The sequence below is a fragment of the Edaphosphingomonas fennica genome, from assembly GCF_003034225.1.
In the GTDB taxonomy this organism is placed as follows: domain Bacteria; phylum Pseudomonadota; class Alphaproteobacteria; order Sphingomonadales; family Sphingomonadaceae; genus Sphingomonas_E; species Sphingomonas_E fennica.
The window spans coordinates 195,842-213,568 of record NZ_PHHF01000076.1 but is presented as its reverse complement, the minus strand read 5'-3'; the positions used below and the strand labels follow the sequence as shown (position 1 = coordinate 213,568).

The 17,727-nt window shown below is 67.6% G+C and carries 21 protein-coding genes, 1 tRNA gene and 1 pseudogene; 16 read left to right on the top strand and 7 right to left on the bottom strand.

The window, feature by feature from the left end:
* Nucleotides 1-55: 55 nt before the first annotated feature.
* The 3 genes from purM to CV103_RS19065 are packed head-to-tail and all read left to right on the top strand — an operon-like array spanning nt 56 to nt 2,086.
* On the top strand, nt 56-1,150 hold the full coding sequence (purM, locus tag CV103_RS19075) for a phosphoribosylformylglycinamidine cyclo-ligase (protein WP_107395810.1): 1,095 nt from the start codon (nt 56-58) through the stop codon (nt 1,148-1,150).
* Nucleotides 1,140-1,721 (top strand): phosphoribosylglycinamide formyltransferase, encoded by a 582-nt coding sequence (gene purN / locus CV103_RS19070; protein WP_107395809.1) that lies wholly within the window; start codon nt 1,140-1,142, stop codon nt 1,719-1,721. The genes purM and purN overlap by 11 nt, the downstream gene beginning before the upstream one ends.
* Nucleotides 1,718-2,086, top strand: a complete 369-nt coding sequence (locus CV103_RS19065) for an MmcQ/YjbR family DNA-binding protein (protein WP_107395808.1) — start codon at nt 1,718-1,720, stop codon at nt 2,084-2,086. Before purN ends, CV103_RS19065 begins: the two co-directional genes overlap by 4 nt.
* Here the strand turns inward: CV103_RS19065 and thiS are convergent.
* Nucleotides 2,083-3,087 carry a sulfur carrier protein ThiS gene (thiS, locus tag CV103_RS19060; RefSeq protein WP_015460274.1) on the bottom strand — a complete coding sequence of 335 codons (1,005 nt, stop codon included), beginning with the start codon at nt 3,085-3,087 and terminating at the stop codon, nt 2,083-2,085. The genes CV103_RS19065 and thiS overlap by 4 nt on opposite strands.
* Nucleotides 3,088-3,202: 115 nt before the next feature.
* On the opposite strand from thiS, the gene aroQ reads away from it, so the two are divergent.
* From aroQ to aat, 6 genes are all read left to right on the top strand, one after another.
* Nucleotides 3,203-3,637: a type II 3-dehydroquinate dehydratase gene (gene aroQ, locus CV103_RS19055; RefSeq protein WP_015460273.1), complete on the top strand. Its 435-nt coding sequence runs from the start codon at nt 3,203-3,205 to the stop codon at nt 3,635-3,637.
* 52 nt (nt 3,638-3,689) lie between these two features.
* On the top strand, nt 3,690-4,169 hold the full coding sequence (gene accB / locus CV103_RS19050) for an acetyl-CoA carboxylase biotin carboxyl carrier protein (RefSeq protein WP_070933651.1): 480 nt from the start codon (nt 3,690-3,692) through the stop codon (nt 4,167-4,169).
* Between the two features lie 6 nt (nt 4,170-4,175).
* Nucleotides 4,176-5,531: an acetyl-CoA carboxylase biotin carboxylase subunit gene (accC, locus tag CV103_RS19045; RefSeq protein WP_015460271.1), complete on the top strand. Its 1,356-nt coding sequence runs from the start codon at nt 4,176-4,178 to the stop codon at nt 5,529-5,531.
* Nucleotides 5,528-5,869: an arsenate reductase (glutaredoxin) gene (gene arsC, locus CV103_RS19040; RefSeq protein ID WP_107395807.1), complete on the top strand. Its 342-nt coding sequence runs from the start codon at nt 5,528-5,530 to the stop codon at nt 5,867-5,869. The genes accC and arsC overlap by 4 nt, the downstream gene beginning before the upstream one ends.
* 42 nt (nt 5,870-5,911) lie before the next feature.
* A complete protein-coding gene (locus CV103_RS19035) occupies nt 5,912-6,691 on the top strand; it encodes a ParA family protein (RefSeq protein WP_015460269.1) in 780 nt (259 codons plus the stop codon).
* A gap of 72 nt (nt 6,692-6,763) precedes the next feature.
* Complete coding sequence (gene aat, locus CV103_RS19030) at nt 6,764-7,513, top strand: leucyl/phenylalanyl-tRNA--protein transferase (protein WP_015460268.1); 750 nt, start codon at nt 6,764-6,766, stop codon at nt 7,511-7,513.
* 35 nt (nt 7,514-7,548) lie between these two features.
* On the opposite strand, the pseudogene CV103_RS22970 reads toward aat, so the two are convergent.
* From CV103_RS22970 to CV103_RS19000, 6 genes and pseudogenes are all read right to left on the bottom strand, one after another.
* Nucleotides 7,549-7,716: pseudogene (locus CV103_RS22970) on the bottom strand (DUF2155 domain-containing protein); the annotation flags it as partial.
* 287 nt (nt 7,717-8,003) lie between these two features.
* On the bottom strand, nt 8,004-8,516 hold the full coding sequence (mlaD, locus tag CV103_RS19020; protein WP_015460266.1) for an outer membrane lipid asymmetry maintenance protein MlaD: 513 nt from the start codon (nt 8,514-8,516) through the stop codon (nt 8,004-8,006).
* Between the two features lie 2 nt (nt 8,517-8,518).
* Nucleotides 8,519-8,908, bottom strand: a complete 390-nt coding sequence (locus CV103_RS19015) for an NADH:ubiquinone oxidoreductase subunit NDUFA12 (protein ID WP_070933649.1) — start codon at nt 8,906-8,908, stop codon at nt 8,519-8,521.
* Nucleotides 8,909-8,966: 58 nt separating this feature from the next.
* Nucleotides 8,967-9,470 carry a DUF192 domain-containing protein gene (locus CV103_RS19010; RefSeq protein ID WP_107395806.1) on the bottom strand — a complete coding sequence of 168 codons (504 nt, stop codon included), beginning with the start codon at nt 9,468-9,470 and terminating at the stop codon, nt 8,967-8,969.
* A gap of 29 nt (nt 9,471-9,499) precedes the next feature.
* A complete protein-coding gene (locus tag CV103_RS19005) occupies nt 9,500-10,102 on the bottom strand; it encodes a cold-shock protein (protein WP_245896947.1) in 603 nt (200 codons plus the stop codon).
* A gap of 80 nt (nt 10,103-10,182) precedes the next feature.
* On the bottom strand, nt 10,183-10,716 hold the full coding sequence (locus CV103_RS19000) for a regulatory protein RecX (RefSeq protein WP_107395805.1): 534 nt from the start codon (nt 10,714-10,716) through the stop codon (nt 10,183-10,185).
* Nucleotides 10,717-10,899: 183 nt separating this feature from the next.
* Between CV103_RS19000 and CV103_RS18995 the strand changes: the two genes are divergently transcribed.
* From CV103_RS18995 to rplA, 7 genes are all read left to right on the top strand, one after another.
* The gene (locus CV103_RS18995) at nt 10,900-12,660 is read left to right on the top strand and encodes a fatty acyl-AMP ligase (RefSeq protein WP_107395906.1); all 1,761 of its coding nucleotides are present in this window, start codon (nt 10,900-10,902) and stop codon (nt 12,658-12,660) included.
* 168 nt (nt 12,661-12,828) lie between these two features.
* Nucleotides 12,829-15,123, top strand: a complete 2,295-nt coding sequence (locus tag CV103_RS18990; protein ID WP_245896946.1) for a putative bifunctional diguanylate cyclase/phosphodiesterase — start codon at nt 12,829-12,831, stop codon at nt 15,121-15,123.
* 101 nt (nt 15,124-15,224) lie between these two features.
* Nucleotides 15,225-15,300: transfer RNA gene (locus CV103_RS18985), tRNA-Trp, on the top strand.
* 167 nt (nt 15,301-15,467) lie between these two features.
* Nucleotides 15,468-15,671 carry a preprotein translocase subunit SecE gene (secE, locus tag CV103_RS18980; RefSeq protein WP_015460259.1) on the top strand — a complete coding sequence of 68 codons (204 nt, stop codon included), beginning with the start codon at nt 15,468-15,470 and terminating at the stop codon, nt 15,669-15,671.
* Nucleotides 15,672-15,691: 20 nt separating this feature from the next.
* On the top strand, nt 15,692-16,231 hold the full coding sequence (nusG, locus tag CV103_RS18975) for a transcription termination/antitermination protein NusG (protein ID WP_015460258.1): 540 nt from the start codon (nt 15,692-15,694) through the stop codon (nt 16,229-16,231).
* A gap of 86 nt (nt 16,232-16,317) precedes the next feature.
* Nucleotides 16,318-16,749 carry a 50S ribosomal protein L11 gene (gene rplK, locus CV103_RS18970; protein ID WP_015460257.1) on the top strand — a complete coding sequence of 144 codons (432 nt, stop codon included), beginning with the start codon at nt 16,318-16,320 and terminating at the stop codon, nt 16,747-16,749.
* 3 nt (nt 16,750-16,752) lie between these two features.
* The gene (gene rplA / locus CV103_RS18965) at nt 16,753-17,460 is read left to right on the top strand and encodes a 50S ribosomal protein L1 (RefSeq protein WP_107395804.1); all 708 of its coding nucleotides are present in this window, start codon (nt 16,753-16,755) and stop codon (nt 17,458-17,460) included.
* Nucleotides 17,461-17,727 lie beyond the last annotated feature (267 nt).

Sequence of the window (17,727 nt, the reverse complement as noted above, 5' to 3'; positions counted from 1 at the left end):
GTCTTTTGGCGACTTGGGCGTGGAAATCCAAGCAGGATATGTCTAGGCGGACGTCATGAGCGACGATACCCCCTATACCTACGCCAAGGCCGGCGTCTCCATCGCGGCCGGAAACGCCCTGGTGAAGGCGATCGCGCCGTTGGCGCGCGCCACCGCGCGGCCGGGCGCCAATGCCGACCTCGGCGGGTTCGGCGGCTTCTTCGACCTGAAGGCCGCGGGCTATACCGATCCGCTGCTGGTGGCCGCCAATGACGGCGTGGGCACCAAGCTGAAGCTTGCCATCGACAGCGGCAAGCATGACGGCGTGGGCATCGATCTGGTCGCCATGTGCGTGAACGACCTGATCGTGCAGGGCGCCGAGCCGCTCTTCTTCCTCGATTATTTCGCGACCGGGAAGCTCGACAACGGCGTGGCCGAACGGGTGATCGCCGGCATCGCCGAAGGCTGCCGCATCGCCGGCTGCGCGCTGATCGGCGGCGAGACGGCCGAGATGCCGGGCATGTATGCCGATGGCGACTATGACCTGGCTGGCTTCTGCGTGGGCGCCGTGGAGCGCGATCAGGCGCTGACGGGTACGCGCGTGGCCGAGGGGGATGTGATCCTGGGCCTCGCCTCCTCGGGGGTTCATTCCAACGGCTTCTCGCTCGTCCGCCGGCTGGCCGCCGACAAGGGCTGGAAGCTCGACCGCCCCGCCCTGTTCGACCAGGACGTGCTGCTGATCGATGCGCTGCTGGCGCCGACCCGCATCTATGTGAAGTCGCTGCTGCCCTTGGTCCGCGCCGGCAAGGTGGCCGCCATGGCCCACATCACCGGCGGCGGGTTGCTGGAGAATATCCCGCGCGTGCTGCCCGATGGCCTGCACGCCCATGTCGATGCCGATGCCTGGCCGCAGCCGCGGTTGATGGCCTTCCTGCAAGCGCAGGGCAATATCGAGCCTGGGGAAATGGCCCGCACCTTCAACTGCGGGATCGGCATGGCCGTGATCGTGCGGCCGGAAGAGGCCGACGGAGTTGCCGCCGCGCTCGAATCGGCGGGCGAGACGGTGTTCCGCATCGGCCGGATCGCGCAGGGCGCCAAGGGCTGCACGGTTTCCGGTTCGGCCGAGGCATGGAGCGCGCGGGCGGCCTGGACGGCCACGCATGAAGGCTGATCCGGTTCGCGTCGGCATACTGATTTCGGGCCGCGGATCGAACATGGCCTCGCTGGTGAAGGCGAGCGAGGCCCCCGACAGCCCCTATCGGGTGGTCCGGGTGCTTTCCAATGTCGAGGATGCGGGCGGGCTGGCGATTGCCGCCGTGGCCGGCATCCCGACCTGGGCGAAAAGCCACAAGGGGATGCCGCGCGCCGAATTCGATGCGCTGCTGGATGCCGAACTGCGCGCCGCCGATGTCGAGCTGATCGCGCTCGCCGGCTATATGCGCCTGCTCTCCCCCGAATTCATCGCCGGCTGGCAGGGGCGCATCCTCAACATCCACCCCTCGCTGCTGCCGCTCTACAAGGGGCTGGATACCCACGCCCGCGCCATCGCCGCCGGCGATGCGGAAGCCGGCTGCTCGGTGCATGTGGTGACGCCCGAGCTGGATGACGGCCCGGTCGTCGCGCAGGCGCGCGTGCCCGTGCTGCCGGGCGATACGCCCGATACGCTGGCCGAACGGGTGCTGGGGCAGGAGCATGCGCTCTACGCCCGCGCGCTCGCCGATTATGCGCGGAGCCTGCGCTGAACGCGGCGGCCCCGCTCGAACGGATAAGCGCGATCTGCCTCGCGCTGCCCGAAGCCGGCACCAGGCTTTCCCACGGCGCCCATGGCTTCCACGTCGCCGGCAAGAAGATGTTCGCTTATTTCGCCGACCACGGCCATCACGGCGCCCCGGTGAGCATCATGGTGAAGACGAGCGGCCGGGAGGAGCAGGAGATGCTGATCGAGGCCGATCCCGGCCTCTATTACTGGCCCGCTTATATCGGCGTTTCCGGCTGGATCGGCATCCGGCTGGACGGCGACGGCGAACCCGACTGGGATCATATCGAGGATCGGGTGCGGCAAAGCTATCGCCTCGCCGCCCCGAAAAGGCTCGCAAGGCTGGTTTAGATCAGCCCCGCCAGCGGGCTCGACGGATCGGCATAGAGCCTGCGGCCCATGCGGCCCGCGCGATAGGCCATGCGCCCCGATTCCACCGCGGCCTTCATCGCCTGGGCCATCAGGATCGGGTCCTTCGCCTCGGCGATCGCGGTGTTCATCAGCACGCCGTCGCAGCCCAGCTCCATCGCGACCGCCGCGTCGGATGCGGTGCCGACGCCGGCATCGACCAGCACCGGCACCCCGGCGCCTTCGACGATCAGCCGGATCGTCACCCGGTTCTGGATGCCCAGCCCCGAACCGATCGGCGCGCCCAGGGGCATGATCGCGACCGCGCCGGCATCCTCCAGTCGCTTCGCCGCGATCGGATCGTCCACGCAATAGACCATCGGCTGGAACCCTTCCCTGGCAAGGATTTCCGTCGCGCGGAGCGTTTCCAGCATGTCGGGATAGAGGGTGCGCGCCTCGCCCAGCACCTCCAGCTTCACCAGGGTCCAGCCGCCCGCCTCGCGGGCGAGGCGGAGGGTACGAATCGCCTCGTCCGCCGTGAAGCAGCCGGCGGTGTTGGGCAGGTAGGTGATCTTCTTCGGATCGATATAGTCGGTCAGCATCGGCGCCTTGGGATCGGCGATGTTCACCCGGCGGACGGCGACGGTGACGATCTCCGCCCCCGATGCCTCCACCGCGGCGGCATTCTGCGCGAAATCCTTATATTTGCCGGTGCCGACGATCAGCCGCGAGCGGAAGGTGCGGCCGGCGACCGTCCAGCTATCCTCCTCCACCTTCGCGGCATGATCGCCGCCGCCGACGAAATGGACGATCTCCAGCTCGTCGCCATCCTCGATCACCACGTCGGTAAGGGTGGAACGGGGCACGACCTCCAGGTTGCGCTCCACGGCGACCTTGGCCGGATCCAGCCCCAGATCGGCCGCGAGCCCGGCGAGCGTGAGCCCCGCCGGCACGCGACGATGCTCGCCATTCACGCGAAGCTGGATGGTGCCGTCGATGGTCATGTTCGAAAAGGCTCCTCGAGGGGGGAATGCAATAAGGATGTCCATGCTTGGACATCGGCTTCGACCCCATATAGAAACCGCCCTACCCCGATCGCAACCGCAAGGCATCCCACGCATGGCCGATACGATTTTCGTCCTGAACGGTCCGAACCTGAATCTGCTCGGCCTGCGCGAGCCGGAGATATACGGATCGGATACGCTGGACGACATCGCCGACCGGCTGGAGGACCAGGCACGCGCGCTCGGCCTCACCATCGACATGCGCCAGTCCAACCATGAGGGGCATCTGATCGACTGGCTGCACGAGGCGAACGCGCTGCCGGCCAGGGCCGTGCTGCTCAACCCCGGCGGCTATACGCACACGTCGGTGGCGCTGCACGATGCGATCAAGGCGATCCGCGTGCCGGTGATCGAGGTGCATCTTTCCAATCCGCACGCGCGCGAAAGCTTCCGTCACAAGAGCTTTGTCGGCATGGCGGCACGGGGCACGGTGGCGGGCTTCGGCGCGCTTTCCTACACGCTCGCGCTGGACGCGGCGGCGAAGCTCTGACAGTAGCGCGCGCAACTTTGAAACAAGCAAGACAAGAGAAGGGTCAGATCCAATGACCGAGAAGCATGAGGGCCCGATCCGGGTCGACGTCGATCTGGTGAAGCAGCTGGCCGAGCTGCTGGACGCCACCAAGCTCACCGAGATCGAGGTCGAGGACGGCGATCGCCGCATCCGCGTAGCCCGCAAGGCGGCGTCGCCCGCCCCGGTGGCCTATGCCGCCGCCCCGGCACCCGCCGCCGGCGCTCCCGCCGCCACGCTGCCGGCCGCGCCGATCGTGGAAGCCGCCCCGGCGGACCATCCGGGCGCCGTGAAATCGCCGATGGTGGGCACGGTCTATCTCGCGCCCGAACCCGGCGCGCCGACGTTCGTCTCCCCCGGCGACAAGGTTGCCGCGGGCCAGACGCTGCTGATCGTCGAGGCGATGAAGGTGATGAACCCGATCACCGCGTCGCGCGGCGGCGTCGTCCGCGATGTGCTGGTCGAAAACGGCCAGCCCGTGGAATTCGATCAGCCGCTGCTGATCATCGAGTAAGCGGCGATGGCGATCCACAAGGTCCTCATCGCCAATCGCGGCGAAATCGCGCTGCGCATCCATCGCGCCTGCCATGAAATGGGCATCCAGACGGTGGCGGTGCATTCCACCGCCGACGCGGACGCGATGCACGTGCGGCTGGCCGATCAGGCGGTGTGCATCGGCCCGCCGCCGGCGGCCGAAAGCTATCTGAACATTCCGAACATCATCGCCGCCGCCGAAATCTCCGGCGCGGACGCGATCCATCCCGGCTACGGCTTCCTTTCGGAAAATGCCCGCTTCGCGGAGATCGTGGAAAGCCACAACATCATCTGGATCGGCCCCAAGCCCGAACATATCCGGACGATGGGCGACAAGATCGAGGCGAAGCTGACGGCCGCCAAGCTGGGCCTGCCGCTGGTGCCGGGGTCGGACGGGCCGCTGACGTCCTTCGATCAGGCCCGGAAGGTCGCCGCCGAGATCGGCTATCCCGTGCTCATCAAGGCCGCGTCCGGCGGCGGCGGGCGCGGCATGAAGGTGGTGCCGAGCGAGGATCAGCTGGAAAGCCTGATGGCGCAGGCGGGGTCGGAGGCGAAGGCCGCCTTCGGGGACGCCACCGTCTACATGGAAAAATATCTCGGCGATCCGCGCCATATCGAGTTCCAGATCTTCGGCGACGGCAAGGGCAACGCCATCCACCTGGGCGAGCGGGACTGCTCGCTCCAGCGTCGCCACCAGAAGGTGCTGGAGGAAGCCCCCTCCCCCGTCATCACCGCCGCCCAGCGCGAGGAGATGGGCGGCATCGTCGCCAAGGCGATGGCGGAGATGGGCTATCGCGGCGCCGGCACGATCGAGTTCCTCTACGAGGACGGCCGCTTCTACTTCATCGAGATGAACACCCGCCTGCAGGTGGAGCATCCGGTGACGGAGGCGATCACCGGGCTCGATCTGGTGCGCGAGCAGATCCGCATCGCCGACGGCCACGGCCTGACGCTGCGGCAGGAGGACGTGCATTTCCGGGGCCACGCCATCGAATGCCGGATCAATGCCGAAGACCCGCGCACCTTCGCGCCCTCGCCGGGGCTGGTGAAGCAGTTCCACGCGCCGGGCGGCATGAACGTGCGCGTCGATAGCGGGCTTTATGCCGGCTATCGCATCCCGCCTTATTACGACAGCATGATCGCCAAGCTGATCGTCTACGGCACCACCCGCGAGGGCGCGTTGCGCCGGCTGCGGCGGGCGCTGGAGGAGTTCGTGATCGACGGCGTGAAGACCACCATCCCGCTGCACCAGGCGCTGCTGGACGATCCCGATTTCCAGAAGGGCAACTACACCATCAAATGGCTGGAGGAGTGGCTGGCCGGGCAGGAGGCCGCGGAATGAAGGCCACCATCTGGCACAACCCCAAATGCGGCACGTCGCGCAAGACGCTCGCGATCCTCGAGGAGGCCGGCGCCGACGTGACGGTGGTGGAATATCTGAAGACGCCGCCCACCCGCGCCAAGCTGGCCGAGCTTTACCGCAAGGCCGGCATCAGCCCGCGCGCGGGGCTGCGCATGAAGGAGGAGGGCGCGAAGGCGCTGGTCGCCGCCAATGCCAGCGACGATGCCATCCTGGATGCGATGCTGGCCGATCCGATCCTGATCGAACGCCCGCTGGTGGAGACCGAGAAGGGCGTGGTGCTGGCCCGCCCGCAGGACAAGGTGCGCGAAATCCTGTAGCATCCGTCCTTTCCGACGGATTCAGCCAATCGAGGAGCTGACATGGCCCTGACGCCCCCGCCGCACCGCAAGCAGGCAAATGGGGGCGCGGGCGCCGCGACCATCGCCGTCTTCAGCCTGAAGGGCGGCGTGGGCAAGACGACGCTGGCCGTGAACCTTGCCTGGTGCGCCGCCGCCCAATCCTCCCGGCGGACCTTGCTCTGGGATCTCGATCCGCAGGCGGCCTCCACATTCCTGCTGGGCGGCGAAACCGGCCGCAACGTGGCGCAGGCCGTGTTCGCCAAGGACGTCGCCCCGGCGAAGCTGCGGACTCCCACCGCCATAGACCGGCTCTGGCTGCTGCCGGCGGACGCATCGCTGCGCGGCCTCGATCATTTCTTCTTCGGGCTCGGCAAGAAGAAGCGGATGGCCAAGCTGATCGACGATATCGGCCGCGATCATGACCGCATCGTCCTCGATTGCCCGCCGGGCCTTACCGAGACCGCCGATCAGGCGATGCGGGCCGCCTCGCTGATCCTCGTGCCGCTGATCCCCTCCCCGCTTTCCCGCCGCGCGCTGGACGAGGTGGTGGCCCATCTGACGCGCGAGCATGGCCGCCATGCGCCGATCCTGCCGGTGTTCACCATGGTCGATCGCCGTCGCGCGCTGCACCTGTCGGCGCTGGCCGAACAGCCGGACTGGCCCGTCGTGCCGATGGCGAGCGCGATCGAGGCGATGGCCGCGCGGCGCGAGCCGGTGGGCGCCTTCGCCCCGAAATCCCCCGCCAGCGAGGCGTTTTCCAGCCTGTGGCGCGGAATAGAGCGCCGCCTGGCCCAGGCGTGAGCGAAGGCAGCGGGGCCGCCCGCGCGTAAATGCTGTTCACTCCCGCCTCGCGGCGGGTTACGATCGTCCCACATGTCGCGCCTCGACCCGGATCTGCTGCTACGCGCTTACTCCGTCGGTGTGTTTCCGATGGCGGACAGCCGTGACGCCCGCGAGATATTCTGGGTGGAACCCAAGCGGCGCGGCATCCTGCCGCTGGACGGGTTCAGGCTTTCGCGGTCGCTGGCCAAGACGATCCGGTCCGATCGCTTCACCGTGACGGTGAACAAGGCCTTCGCCCGCGTGGTTTCCTGCTGCGCGGAACCGCGCCCCGACCGCCCCGATACCTGGATCAACCCGCAGATCGAGGCAGCCTATGGCGACCTGCATCTGCGCGGCCATGCCCATTCGGTGGAATGCTGGATGGGCGAGGAGCTGGTCGGCGGCCTCTACGGCGTGGCGCTGGGCGGCGCCTTCTTCGGCGAGAGCATGTTCAGCCGGCAGCGCGATGCATCGAAGGTCGCGCTCGCCTGGCTGGTGGCGCGGCTTGCGCTCGGCAATTTCCGCCTGCTCGACTGCCAGTTCATCACCGATCATCTCGCCTCGCTGGGCGCGATCGAGATCAGCCGCGACGATTATGTCGCGTTGCTGGATGCGGCGCTGGGCGCGAGGGGCGGCGGCGTGGTGGGCGGGGTTGGAGGGCTTTCCCCTTCACCCGACGGCGTGGGGCCGCCCGACTTCTTCGCGCTGGATCGCGGGGCGCCCTGCGATGATCCGGCGGACACGGTTTCCGGCCCGACATCGGGATGGCGCATCGTGCAGCTCTTGGGCCAGACATCGTAGATCGGATGCTCGACCATGTTGAGCGAGGGCGACTCCTTGTAGAGCCAGCCTGAAAATACCCGCCGCCACACATTGTCGCGACCGCGAATGTCGGTCTGGATGAAGGCCCCGGTCAGCTTCTGCGGTTCCCACGGCGCGGTTTCCTCGCACGCCTTCAGCCGGATGATGACGTCGCCCGCCCGCACCGCCTGGCCGGGATGCATCGAGAAATCGCGGGCAATGCCGTTCCGCTTGTTGAGCAGGCCGATCACCGCGATGCGATCGGCCATCGGCGTGGCGGCGCGGACGGCGGGTTCAGCCGCCCGCCTTTCCGCAGGCGGCCTGGAGGGCGCGTCCGCGTTGGTTGAGGAAGGCTCGCCGGGCACGGCCGGTTTCGGATCGGTATCCACGATGGGCTGCGGCGGCGCGGCCTCGTTCTGCAGGGCTTCCGCCGCCTGCCACGCGCCGAAGCCCAGCAGCGCGGCGAGCGCCGTCGCCGCAACGATCCGTTTCACGGCGTGGCGCCGTCCGCTGCGGCGCCTTCATTCTTGGCGGAACTGTCGGAATCGCGGCCCGTGCCGTTCACGAACTGGCCGATCATGCCCATCAGGTCGGTGGCGCCCTGGGTATCGATGATCGTGTCGCCCGTCTTCAGCGGCGTCTCCGACCCGCCGGGCATCAGCGCGACATAGGTGGCGCCGAGAAAGCCTTCGGAGGTGATGGCGGCGCTGCTGTCCGACGGGATCTTCACGCTGGGATCGATCGCCAGCGTCACCGCCACCTGGAAGCTCTGCGGATCGAGATGCTGTTCGGCCACGGTGCCGACCTTGAGGCCAGCCACCCGCACATCGGTGCCGACGTTGACGCCCGCCGCATTGGGGAAGAGCGCCGTGACCCGCACCGCGCCCGCGCGCGCGCCGCCGCCCGTGCTGTCCCATGCGAACATCACGAACCATGCGGCGAGGAGGACGACCAGAAGGCCGACCAGCGCTTCACCGACATTTTCCCGCAGCAGCGCTTTCATGGTCAGTTCGGGCTCCAGGCCTCGTAATCGCCCGTCGCGGCGGCGCGATGGCCGCCTTTCTCCAACGCGCCGGGCGGGCGATAGGCCAGGGCCGTGCCGGTGGCGTTGGGACGGGACGGCTGCTGCCAGGCGCGGGCCGGCGGCAGTGCCTTGTCCGGCGCCTCCTCGATCGTCTGGTGCAGCCAGCCATGCCATTCGGCGGGCACCCGGCTCGCATCGTTCGAGCCGTTATAGATCACCCAGCGGCGGCGCGGCGACTTGCCCGCGCGGCTTTCGTAATAGACGTTGCCCAGCGCGTCCTCGCCAATCCTGGTGCCGTTGCGGCGGCTCCAGAGCGAGGTGCCGATGGTGGCGCCGTCCCACCAGGTGAAGATGCTTTTCAACAGACCCATGGGTGTGCGCTTAGCCTTTGTGACGGGGTCGGTGCAACGGCAAAGCCGCCGATGCCGTTCAGCGGATGCCCTTGCGCCGCGGATCGTGCCAGCTGACCTTGTCGCCCACGGCGATTCCCAGCGCCGCGGCGCCGCCGCCGGCAATCTCCAGCACGGCGCCGACCGGCTCGCCCGAGGGCACCGGCTGTAGCGATTCGGGAATCGTGTTCTCGGCGATGCGGGCGATCGTGCCGTCGCGCCGTATGAAGATCATATCCAGCGGGATCAGCGTGTTCTTCATCCAGAAGCTGGCCGGCTGGGGCGGATCATAAGGGAAGAGCATGCCGCGATCGGCCGCTAGCTCGGTGCGGAACATGAGCCCGCGCTCCTGCTCCGCCGGGGTTCGCGCCATTTCCACCAGGAAGCTGCGCGCGCCCGAACTCGTCGCGATCGTCAGCGGAACGAGGTCCTCCGCCTGGGCTGCGGCATTCGCGGTCTTGGCGGCGGCGCAGCCGGCCAAGGGAAAGATCGCCAGCATCAGCGCGGCGACCGGAGCAAGAGAGCGTCTGATCATGGCCCCCATTAGGACGATTTCGGCGCCGGTGAAATGATTCAGCTCACCTGCACCATCACGGCAAGCGGCCCCTTCCGGCCGGAAGCCACCCTGGCGAGCAACGCCTGATCGGGCTCCAGATCGCTGAGCCCGGCACGGCGCACCACCTCCATGTGGACGAATATGTCCTGCTCGTCATCCGGACGGACGACGAAGCCATAGCCCTTCAGGCGGTTGAACCATTTGACCACGACGGGCTCGAATTCGCCGGCATCCTCGACCAGCTCGGCGGGATCGACCCGGTCGGCGCTGCGCTGGGCGATCGCGTCGGCATCCGGGCCGGTGGCGGTGGTGAGATCGATATCGATCACCGATCGCGCCTGCAGCCCCCGTTCGCGGCGCACCGCGACGACCGTGGCGCGCGCGCCTTCCGGCAGCGTCCGCCGATCATGTTCGCGCAACACCGAAAAATGGACGAGGATATCCCCGACCCCATCGTCTCCGATCAGGAAACCGAATCCCCTTGTGGCATCGAACCATTTTACGGTGCCGCCGATGGAGAAGCCCTCGTCCACCGGCTCGGAAAGCAGGCTTTCGCCCACCCCGACATCCTCAATGGCCGAATTCTCCGATGCCCGCGACACCTGACTTTCAAACTTCATTAGGCCCACCCCCCCGGTAAGCATCTGACGAAGCTAGCATGGGCCGCAACCGAAACGAAGGTCCAATTACCGTCTTTCGCTCAACTGATCCGATCCGGGACATCATCCGGCGCGCAAGCGATGATTTTCCGGGCAAGCTCCAGCGAATGCCCCGCCCTCAGCATCGCCGCGAGCGCGCGGCGGCGGGCATCGGGATCGAGAGGCTCGGCGGCGAACGGGCCGATCCTGCGGCGACGGGCGAAGGCCAGCGCCGCATCCCACGCCCCGTTTTCGGCAAGATCGCGGGCGGCGGCGGCGTCCTCGCCCTCCACGCCGTCGGCGCGCAGGCGATCGGCCAGGCGGCGCGCGCCATAGCCGCGCCGCACGAATGCGGCCGCGCGCGCCTCCGCGAAGCCGCGATCGTCGATATAGCCCGCCTCGGCGAAGCGCGCGACGATCGCCTCCACGGGCGGGGCGCCCTCGCCCTCCCAGTCGCGCTCGGCGAGCTTGCGGCGGAGATAGCTGGCAAGCTTCACCCGCGTCGTCGCAAAGCGGCCGACATAGGCGATGGCGAGTCGCTCCAACGCCTCGGCATCGAGCGACTTATGGTTGCGATATGATGATGATCGTGCCACGCGCCATGTTTGTGCCACAGTCGGGCCGGATTTAGAACGCGTCCATTGGGGTATTCCGTGCGTAATATGCCGCTTCGTGCGGCTGGAACCCAGCAATCGCGAACGGGGATCGGCTGACGATTACCGTTCGACCAAGAATCTAAGGAGTCGCCGTCGGTGCTGAACAAGACCGCAGCCACGACGATCAAAGCCACCACGCCCGCCAGCGCCGAAGCCAAGGCGACGATCGCCCCGACGCCGACCGAGGATGCCCTTCCGCGCATCTTCTCGGAATTCGCGACGCTGGGCGATGCGCTGGACTATGCCGCCAGCGGCGCGCGCGGGCTCAACTTCCACGACGCGCGCGGCGCGTTGGTGCGCCCCTATGCCTATGCCGATCTGCGCGCGGATGCGATCGCCACCGCCTATCGGCTGATCGCCCACGGCGTGCGGACGGCCGACCGGATCGCGCTCGTCGCCGAGACGGGACCGGAATTCGCCGCGCTCTTCTTCGGCGCGGTCTATGCCGGCGCCTGGCCGGTGCCGCTGCCGCTGCCGACCAGCTTCGGCGGCAAGGAAAGCTATATCGACCAGCTCAAGGTCCAGCTTGGCAGTTCCGACCCGAAGATGCTCTTCTTCCCCGAGGAATTGCGCGAGATGGCCGGCGCCGCCGCGGCCGCCTGCCATGTCGAAGGCATCAGCTACGAGGAATTCGGCCAGCGGGACGCCGATCCCGCGCCGCTGCCGCACGCTGCGCCGCATGACATCGCCTATCTGCAATATTCCAGCGGATCGACGCGCTTCCCGCACGGCGTGGCCGTGACCCACGCGGCCCTGCTCAACAATCTGGCCGCCCACGCTCATGGCATGGCGCTGGAGCCGCAGGATCGCTGCATATCGTGGCTGCCCTGGTATCATGACATGGGGCTGGTCGGCTGCTTCCTGTCGCCGATCGCCAACCAGGTGTCGGTCGACTATCTGAAGACCGAGGATTTCGCCCGGCGCCCGCTCGCCTGGCTCGACCTCATCAGCCGCAATCCCGGCACGACGCTCAGCTATTCGCCGACCTTCGGCTACGATATCTGCGCCCGCCGCATGTCCAGCCAGACCAAGGCTTCCGACCGGTTCGATCTTTCGCGCTGGCGGGTGGCCGGCAACGGCGCGGACATGATCCGGCCGGACGTGATGCAGGCCTTCGTCGATGCCTTCGCCGAAGCCGGCTTCAACGCATCGGCCTTCCTGCCCAGCTACGGCCTGGCCGAAGCGACCCTGGCGGTTTCGATCATGCCGCCCGGCGAAGGCATCGTCGTGGAGCTGGTCGAGGAAACCCAGCTTTCCGGCGGCGACGCCGCGATCGGCCGGCCGCAGCGCTATCGCGCGATCGTGAACTGCGGCAAGCCGGTGAAGGACATGCTGGTCGAGATACGCGACGAGGACGGCAGCCCCCTGCCCGACCGTGCGATCGGCAAGGTCTGGTGCAAGGGCCCGTCGATCATGGACGGATATTTCCGCGATCCCGAATCCACCGCCGCCTGCATGGTGGACGGCTGGCTCGACACCGGCGACATGGGATATCTGAGCGACGGCTACATCTATATCGTCGGCCGCGCCAAGGACATGATCATCATCAACGGCAAGAACCACTGGCCGCAGGATATCGAATGGGCGGTGGAGCAGATTCCCGGCTTCAAGGCCGGCGACATCGCCGCCTTCGCGATCACCACGCCGGGCGGGGAGGAAACGCCGGCGGTGCTCGTCCAGTGCCGCACGTCGGACCTGGCCGAGCGCGCGCGCCTGCGCGACCAGATCCGCGAGAAGGTGCGATCGATCACCGGCATGCATTGCGTGGTCGAACTGGTGCCGCCCCGCACGCTGCCGCGCACCAGCTCCGGCAAGCTCAGCCGGGCGAAAGCGCGAAATCTGTATCTTTCCGGCGAAATCCAGCCCTACGACATCGCCGCCTGACACGGATCGCGGCAAGTTTCGCCCAATTATGCGGAACTGCCGCGATTATCCGCGTCCATGAAATGATCGGCGCGGTTACTTTGCGCTAACCCGCCGCAACTAAGGATCGTCCGCATCATGCGGCAGCGATCCAATCCATCGTCGACGACCGGAGCTGGCTGGCGGGCCATGTCGCGCATGTTGCGCGATCGCCCGGCCGGCTGGGAACAGGTGCGCGCCGCACAGATCGCCGAGCTGGCGCGGCTGTGCGGCGGCGCCGTGCTGGCCCAGATCGGCTGCGCCGCGGTGCTGGCCGCACTGCTATGGGGCGCCGCGCCTTCCTGGCAATTGATCGGCTGGCTCGCCGCCGTCGCTGCCGTCGCGATCGATATCCATCGCCTCGCCCGGCGCGCGCGCCGGGGGACCGGGCCGGCGGCATCCGGAGCACCCGTCCGCCGGGCCGTCGCCCGCGCCATCCTGCTCGGCGCGCTGTGGGCCATTCCGCCGGCCTTCCTTTCAGGCACCGGCACGATCGAGCAGCAGCTTGCGATATGCCTCGTTTCGGCGGCCATCATCGCCAGCGCCGCCATGGTCGCGGCGCCCGTGCCTCCGGCGATGCTGGGCTTCATCCTGATCGGATCGGCCGGGCTCACCGCGATGATGGTCAAGACCGGATCGTGGCTGCTGGCGGCCCTTCCCGTGGGCTATGCTGCCTTCCTCACCGCCGGAGGGCTGCTCAATGCCCGCGCCTTCGTCCGCCGCCAGTGGGCGGAAATCGCGCTGACCGAAAAGCGCGCGGTGGTAAGCCTGCTGCTCCGCGAATCCGGCGATCGCGACGGCGGCTGGCTCTGGCAGACCGATGCCGGGCGCTGCCTCCGTTCCGTCTCGCCCGCATTCGCCCAGGCCGCCGCCGCCACGCCCGAGGCGCTGGAGCATATGCCGATGTTCCGCCTGCTCGCCGGGGAGAATTGGGAGACGGCGGATCATCCCCAGGAATTGCGCGAGCTGCTCAATCGCATGAACGCGCGCGAACGCTTCATCGAGTTCGAGCTTCCCGTGGCAATCCTCGACGAAACCCGCTGGTGGCGCCTTTCGGGTGCCCCGCGCGAGGATGAACGCGGCGGCTTCGCCGGCTATCACGGGGTGGGATCGGATATCACCGAAGCGCGGCGATCGGCCGACAAGATTGACCGGATGGCGCGGTTCGATGCGCTGACCGGCCTCGCCAACCGCACCGCCTTCAATGAGGCCCTTCGCAAGGCGCTGGGGCGGTGCTTCCGCGAAAAGGGCCAGTGCGCGCTGATGCTGATCGATCTCGATCGCTTCAAGGCGGTGAACGACACGCTGGGCCATCCGGTGGGAGACAAGCTGCTGCGCCTCGTGGCCCAGCGCCTGCTGGGCCTGATCGGCCCGGCCGATACCTGCGGCCGGCTGGGGGGCGACGAATTCGCCCTGGTGGTCGCCAACGCCGCCGACATCGCCCGCATCGATGCGCTGGGCGAGGCGATCATCGCCGCGCTTTCCGCCCCCTTCGAGATAGACGAGCAGATCGTCCGCGTCGGCGCCAGCGTGGGCACGGCGATCGGCCCGCGCGATGGGCGATCGGCCGAGATGCTGGTCCGCAACGCCGATCTCGCCCTCTACCGCGCCAAGGAGGACGGCCGGGGCCTCCACCAGCGTTTCGAGCCCAACCTGCTGGCCCGCGCCGAAAAGCGCCGCGCGATCGAAAGCGCGCTGCGCGACGCGATGGACCGGCGGGAATTGCGGCTGAGCTACCAGCCCGTCGTCCGCGCCCGCGACGGCCGCATCAGCGGCTTCGAGGCATTGCTGCGCTGGACGCACGCCGAGCTGGGCGAGGTGGCCCCGGACGAATTCATCCCCATCGCCAGCGAGGCCCGGCTGCTGAGCCAGATCGGCGAATGGGTGATCCGGTCCGCCTGCGCCGAGGCCGCGCGCTGGCCGGATCATGTCCGGCTCCACGTCAACCTCGCCCGCGAACAGATGGTCGATCCGCAGCTGCCGGCAATCATCCTTTCCGCCCTCGCCCAATCCGGCCTGCCGCCGTCGCGGCTGGAGCTGGAGGTGGGCGAAAAGGCCTTCCGCGAGGACAGCGCCGCCGTCAGCGCCGCCGCTGATCGGCTGCGCGCGCTTTCGGTGCGGATCTCGCTCGACGATTTCGGCACCTGCGCCTCCGCGCTCGGCCATATCCGCCAGGGCCGGTTCAGCACCGTGAAGATCGACCGCAGCCTGATCGTCGCGGCGGCCGATCGCGATCCCGACGCGCTGGGCCTGATCCGCGCGATCGTGGCGCTGACCGGCACGCTCGGCATGGATACGACCGCCGAGGGCACCGAGACCGATGCGGAGCAGCGCGTGGCCCGCGATCTCGGCTGCACGCACTTCCAGGGCTTTCTCACCGGAGCCCCGGCAACGCCCGACGATGCCAGGGCGATGATCGCGGGAACGCTGCGCCGCACCGCCTGACGGCCACGCATTTCGCGCCACGGCGAGGGGCAAATCTTTGCGCGTCATGGCTTGCGCTCGCCTTTCGCCGCCGCTATGTCGCCCTCCTCTCCGGACCCCGGAGGAGTGTAGCTCAGTTGGTAGAGCATCGGTCTCCAAAACCGAGGGCCGGGGGTTCGAGTCCCTCCACTCCTGCCAGTCCAGCCGCCTGAAGGTGTCTGGAAAGGCTGGTCCAAGGGTCCGGAAAGGCAGGACGAGGCCGGGCTGCGCCGGGACACCGGATAGCGGCCGTCGGCCTCGTTGTCGCTGTTTGCGTCCGATCGATTCGGATGCGATGAGGCGGAAAACGGATTGCGAGGTTCTTGGTGGCGAAGGTTTCACCCGGCGAATTTATCCGGCAGGTCCGTGCCGAGACGGCGAAGGTCGTCTGGCCGAGCCGTCGTGAGACGATCACGACCGGCATCCTCGTCGCGATCATGACGTCGCTGCTGGCGATCTTCTTCTTCGGCGTCGATTCCTTCTTCGGCGCCGTCGTGAAGTTCCTGATCGGCCTGGCGTCCGGCAACTAATCGGGGAACAGGCAAGGCACATGGCGCGCTGGTACATCATCCATGCCTATTCGGGCTTCGAGAACAAGGTGAAGGAAACCATCCTCGCCGATGCCGCGCGCCTCGGTCTCGAGCAGCTCGTGGAAGCCGTCGAGGTTCCGACCGAGAAGGTGACGGAAGTCCGCCGCGGCAAGAAGATCACCTCCGACCGCAAATTCTTCCCCGGCTATGTGCTGGCGAAGCTCAGCATGAACGACGACGTCTACCACCTGGTGAAGAACACGCCGAAGGTGACGGGCTTCCTCGGTTCGTCGGGCAAGCCGCAGCCGATCAGCGAGGCCGAGGCCGCGCGCATCCTCAACACCAAGGAGGAGGCCGCCGCGTCCGCGCCCAAGACAAAGATCAAGGTCGATTTCGAGATCGGCGACAGCGTCAAGGTGCTGGACGGCCCCTTCGCCAGCTTCAACGGCCTGGTCGAAGAGCTGGATTTCGAAAAGAACAAGGTCAAGGTTTCGGTGTCGATCTTTGGCCGCGCGACGCCCGTCGAGCTCGATTTCGAGCAGGTGGAGCGCGCGAAGTAAGAGATTTCCGGCACCAGCCGGAATGCCCGCGGGAGGCGGCCTCGGCCGTCGCATGAACCGCTAAACTTGGAAGAGAGTGAGTAACCATGGCCAAGAAGATCACTGGCTATATCAAGCTGCAGGTGCCGGCCGGCAAGGCCAATCCCAGCCCGCCGATCGGCCCCGCGCTCGGTCAGCGCGGCGTCAACATCATGGAATTCTGCAAGGCGTTCAACGCGCAGACCCAGGGTGAGGAAGTCGGCACCCCGCTGCCGACCGTCATCACCGTCTATGCCGACCGTTCCTTCTCCTTCGTCACCAAGACGCCGCCGGCGTCCTACCTGCTGAAGAAGGCCGCCAACCTGAAGTCGGGTTCCAAGGAGCCGGGCAAGGCTTCGGCCGGCAAGATCAAGCGCTCGCAGCTCGCCGAGATCGCGACCGCGAAGATGAAGGATCTGAACGCCAACGATATCGAAGCGGCGACCCGCATCATCGAAGGCTCCGCCCGCGCGATGGGCCTCGAAGTGGTGGAGGGCTAAGACATGTTCGCTCCGAAGAAGCTGACCAAGAAGCAGAAGACGCTGGTGAACGCGGTCGACAAGACCAAGCTCTATGGCGTCGACGAAGCGATCGCGCTGGCCAAGACCCACGCCACCGCCAAGTTCGACGAGACGATCGAAGTCACCGTCAACCTGGGCGTCGATCCCCGCCATGCCGACCAGATGGTCCGCGGCGTGGTGACGCTGCCCAAGGGCACCGGCAAGGACGTGCGCGTCGGCGTGTTCGCCCGTGGCGCCAAGGCTGAGGAAGCCAAGGCCGCCGGTGCGGAGGTGGTGGGCGCGGAAGACCTGCTCGAAGCCGTGCAGGCCGGCAACATCGATTTCGATCGCTGCATCGCCACCCCGGACATGATGGGCCTCGTCGGCCGCCTCGGCAAGGTGCTCGGCCCCAAGGGCCTGATGCCGAACCCGAAGCTCGGCACCGTCACCATGAACGTCGGCGAAGCCGTGAAGGCCGCCAAGGGTGGCCAGGTGGAATATCGCGTCGAGAAGGCCGGTATCATCCACTCGGGCATCGGCAAGGCGAGCTTCCCGGCGGAAGACCTGCGCGCCAACTTCGACGCGCTGCTCGATGCGCTGGTGAAGTCCAAGCCGTCGGGCGCCAAGGGCAAGTATGTCAAGAAGATCGCCGTGAGCTCCTCGATGGGCCCGGGCATCAAGGTCGACGTCGCCGACGTGGCGGCCGCCTGAACGAGATCGCTTGCCCTTTCGGGGGCAAGTTTGGGGCTGGCCCTTTCCGCAGAGATGCGCTAAGGGCCGCCCACGAAAACCCGCCGGCCTCGCGTCGGCGGGTCTCTCTTTTCTCCCCGCGGGGCGAATCGAGGGAAGTACCGTCCGAGACTGCAGCTGGGCCCTGGCCCTTAATTCGGCTGCATAGGCGGGGATAGAGTTTCCGGACCGGCCAATGGCCGTCCCTCCGGGTCTGCCAAGGGCTCCATGCCCGGCGTCAGACTACCC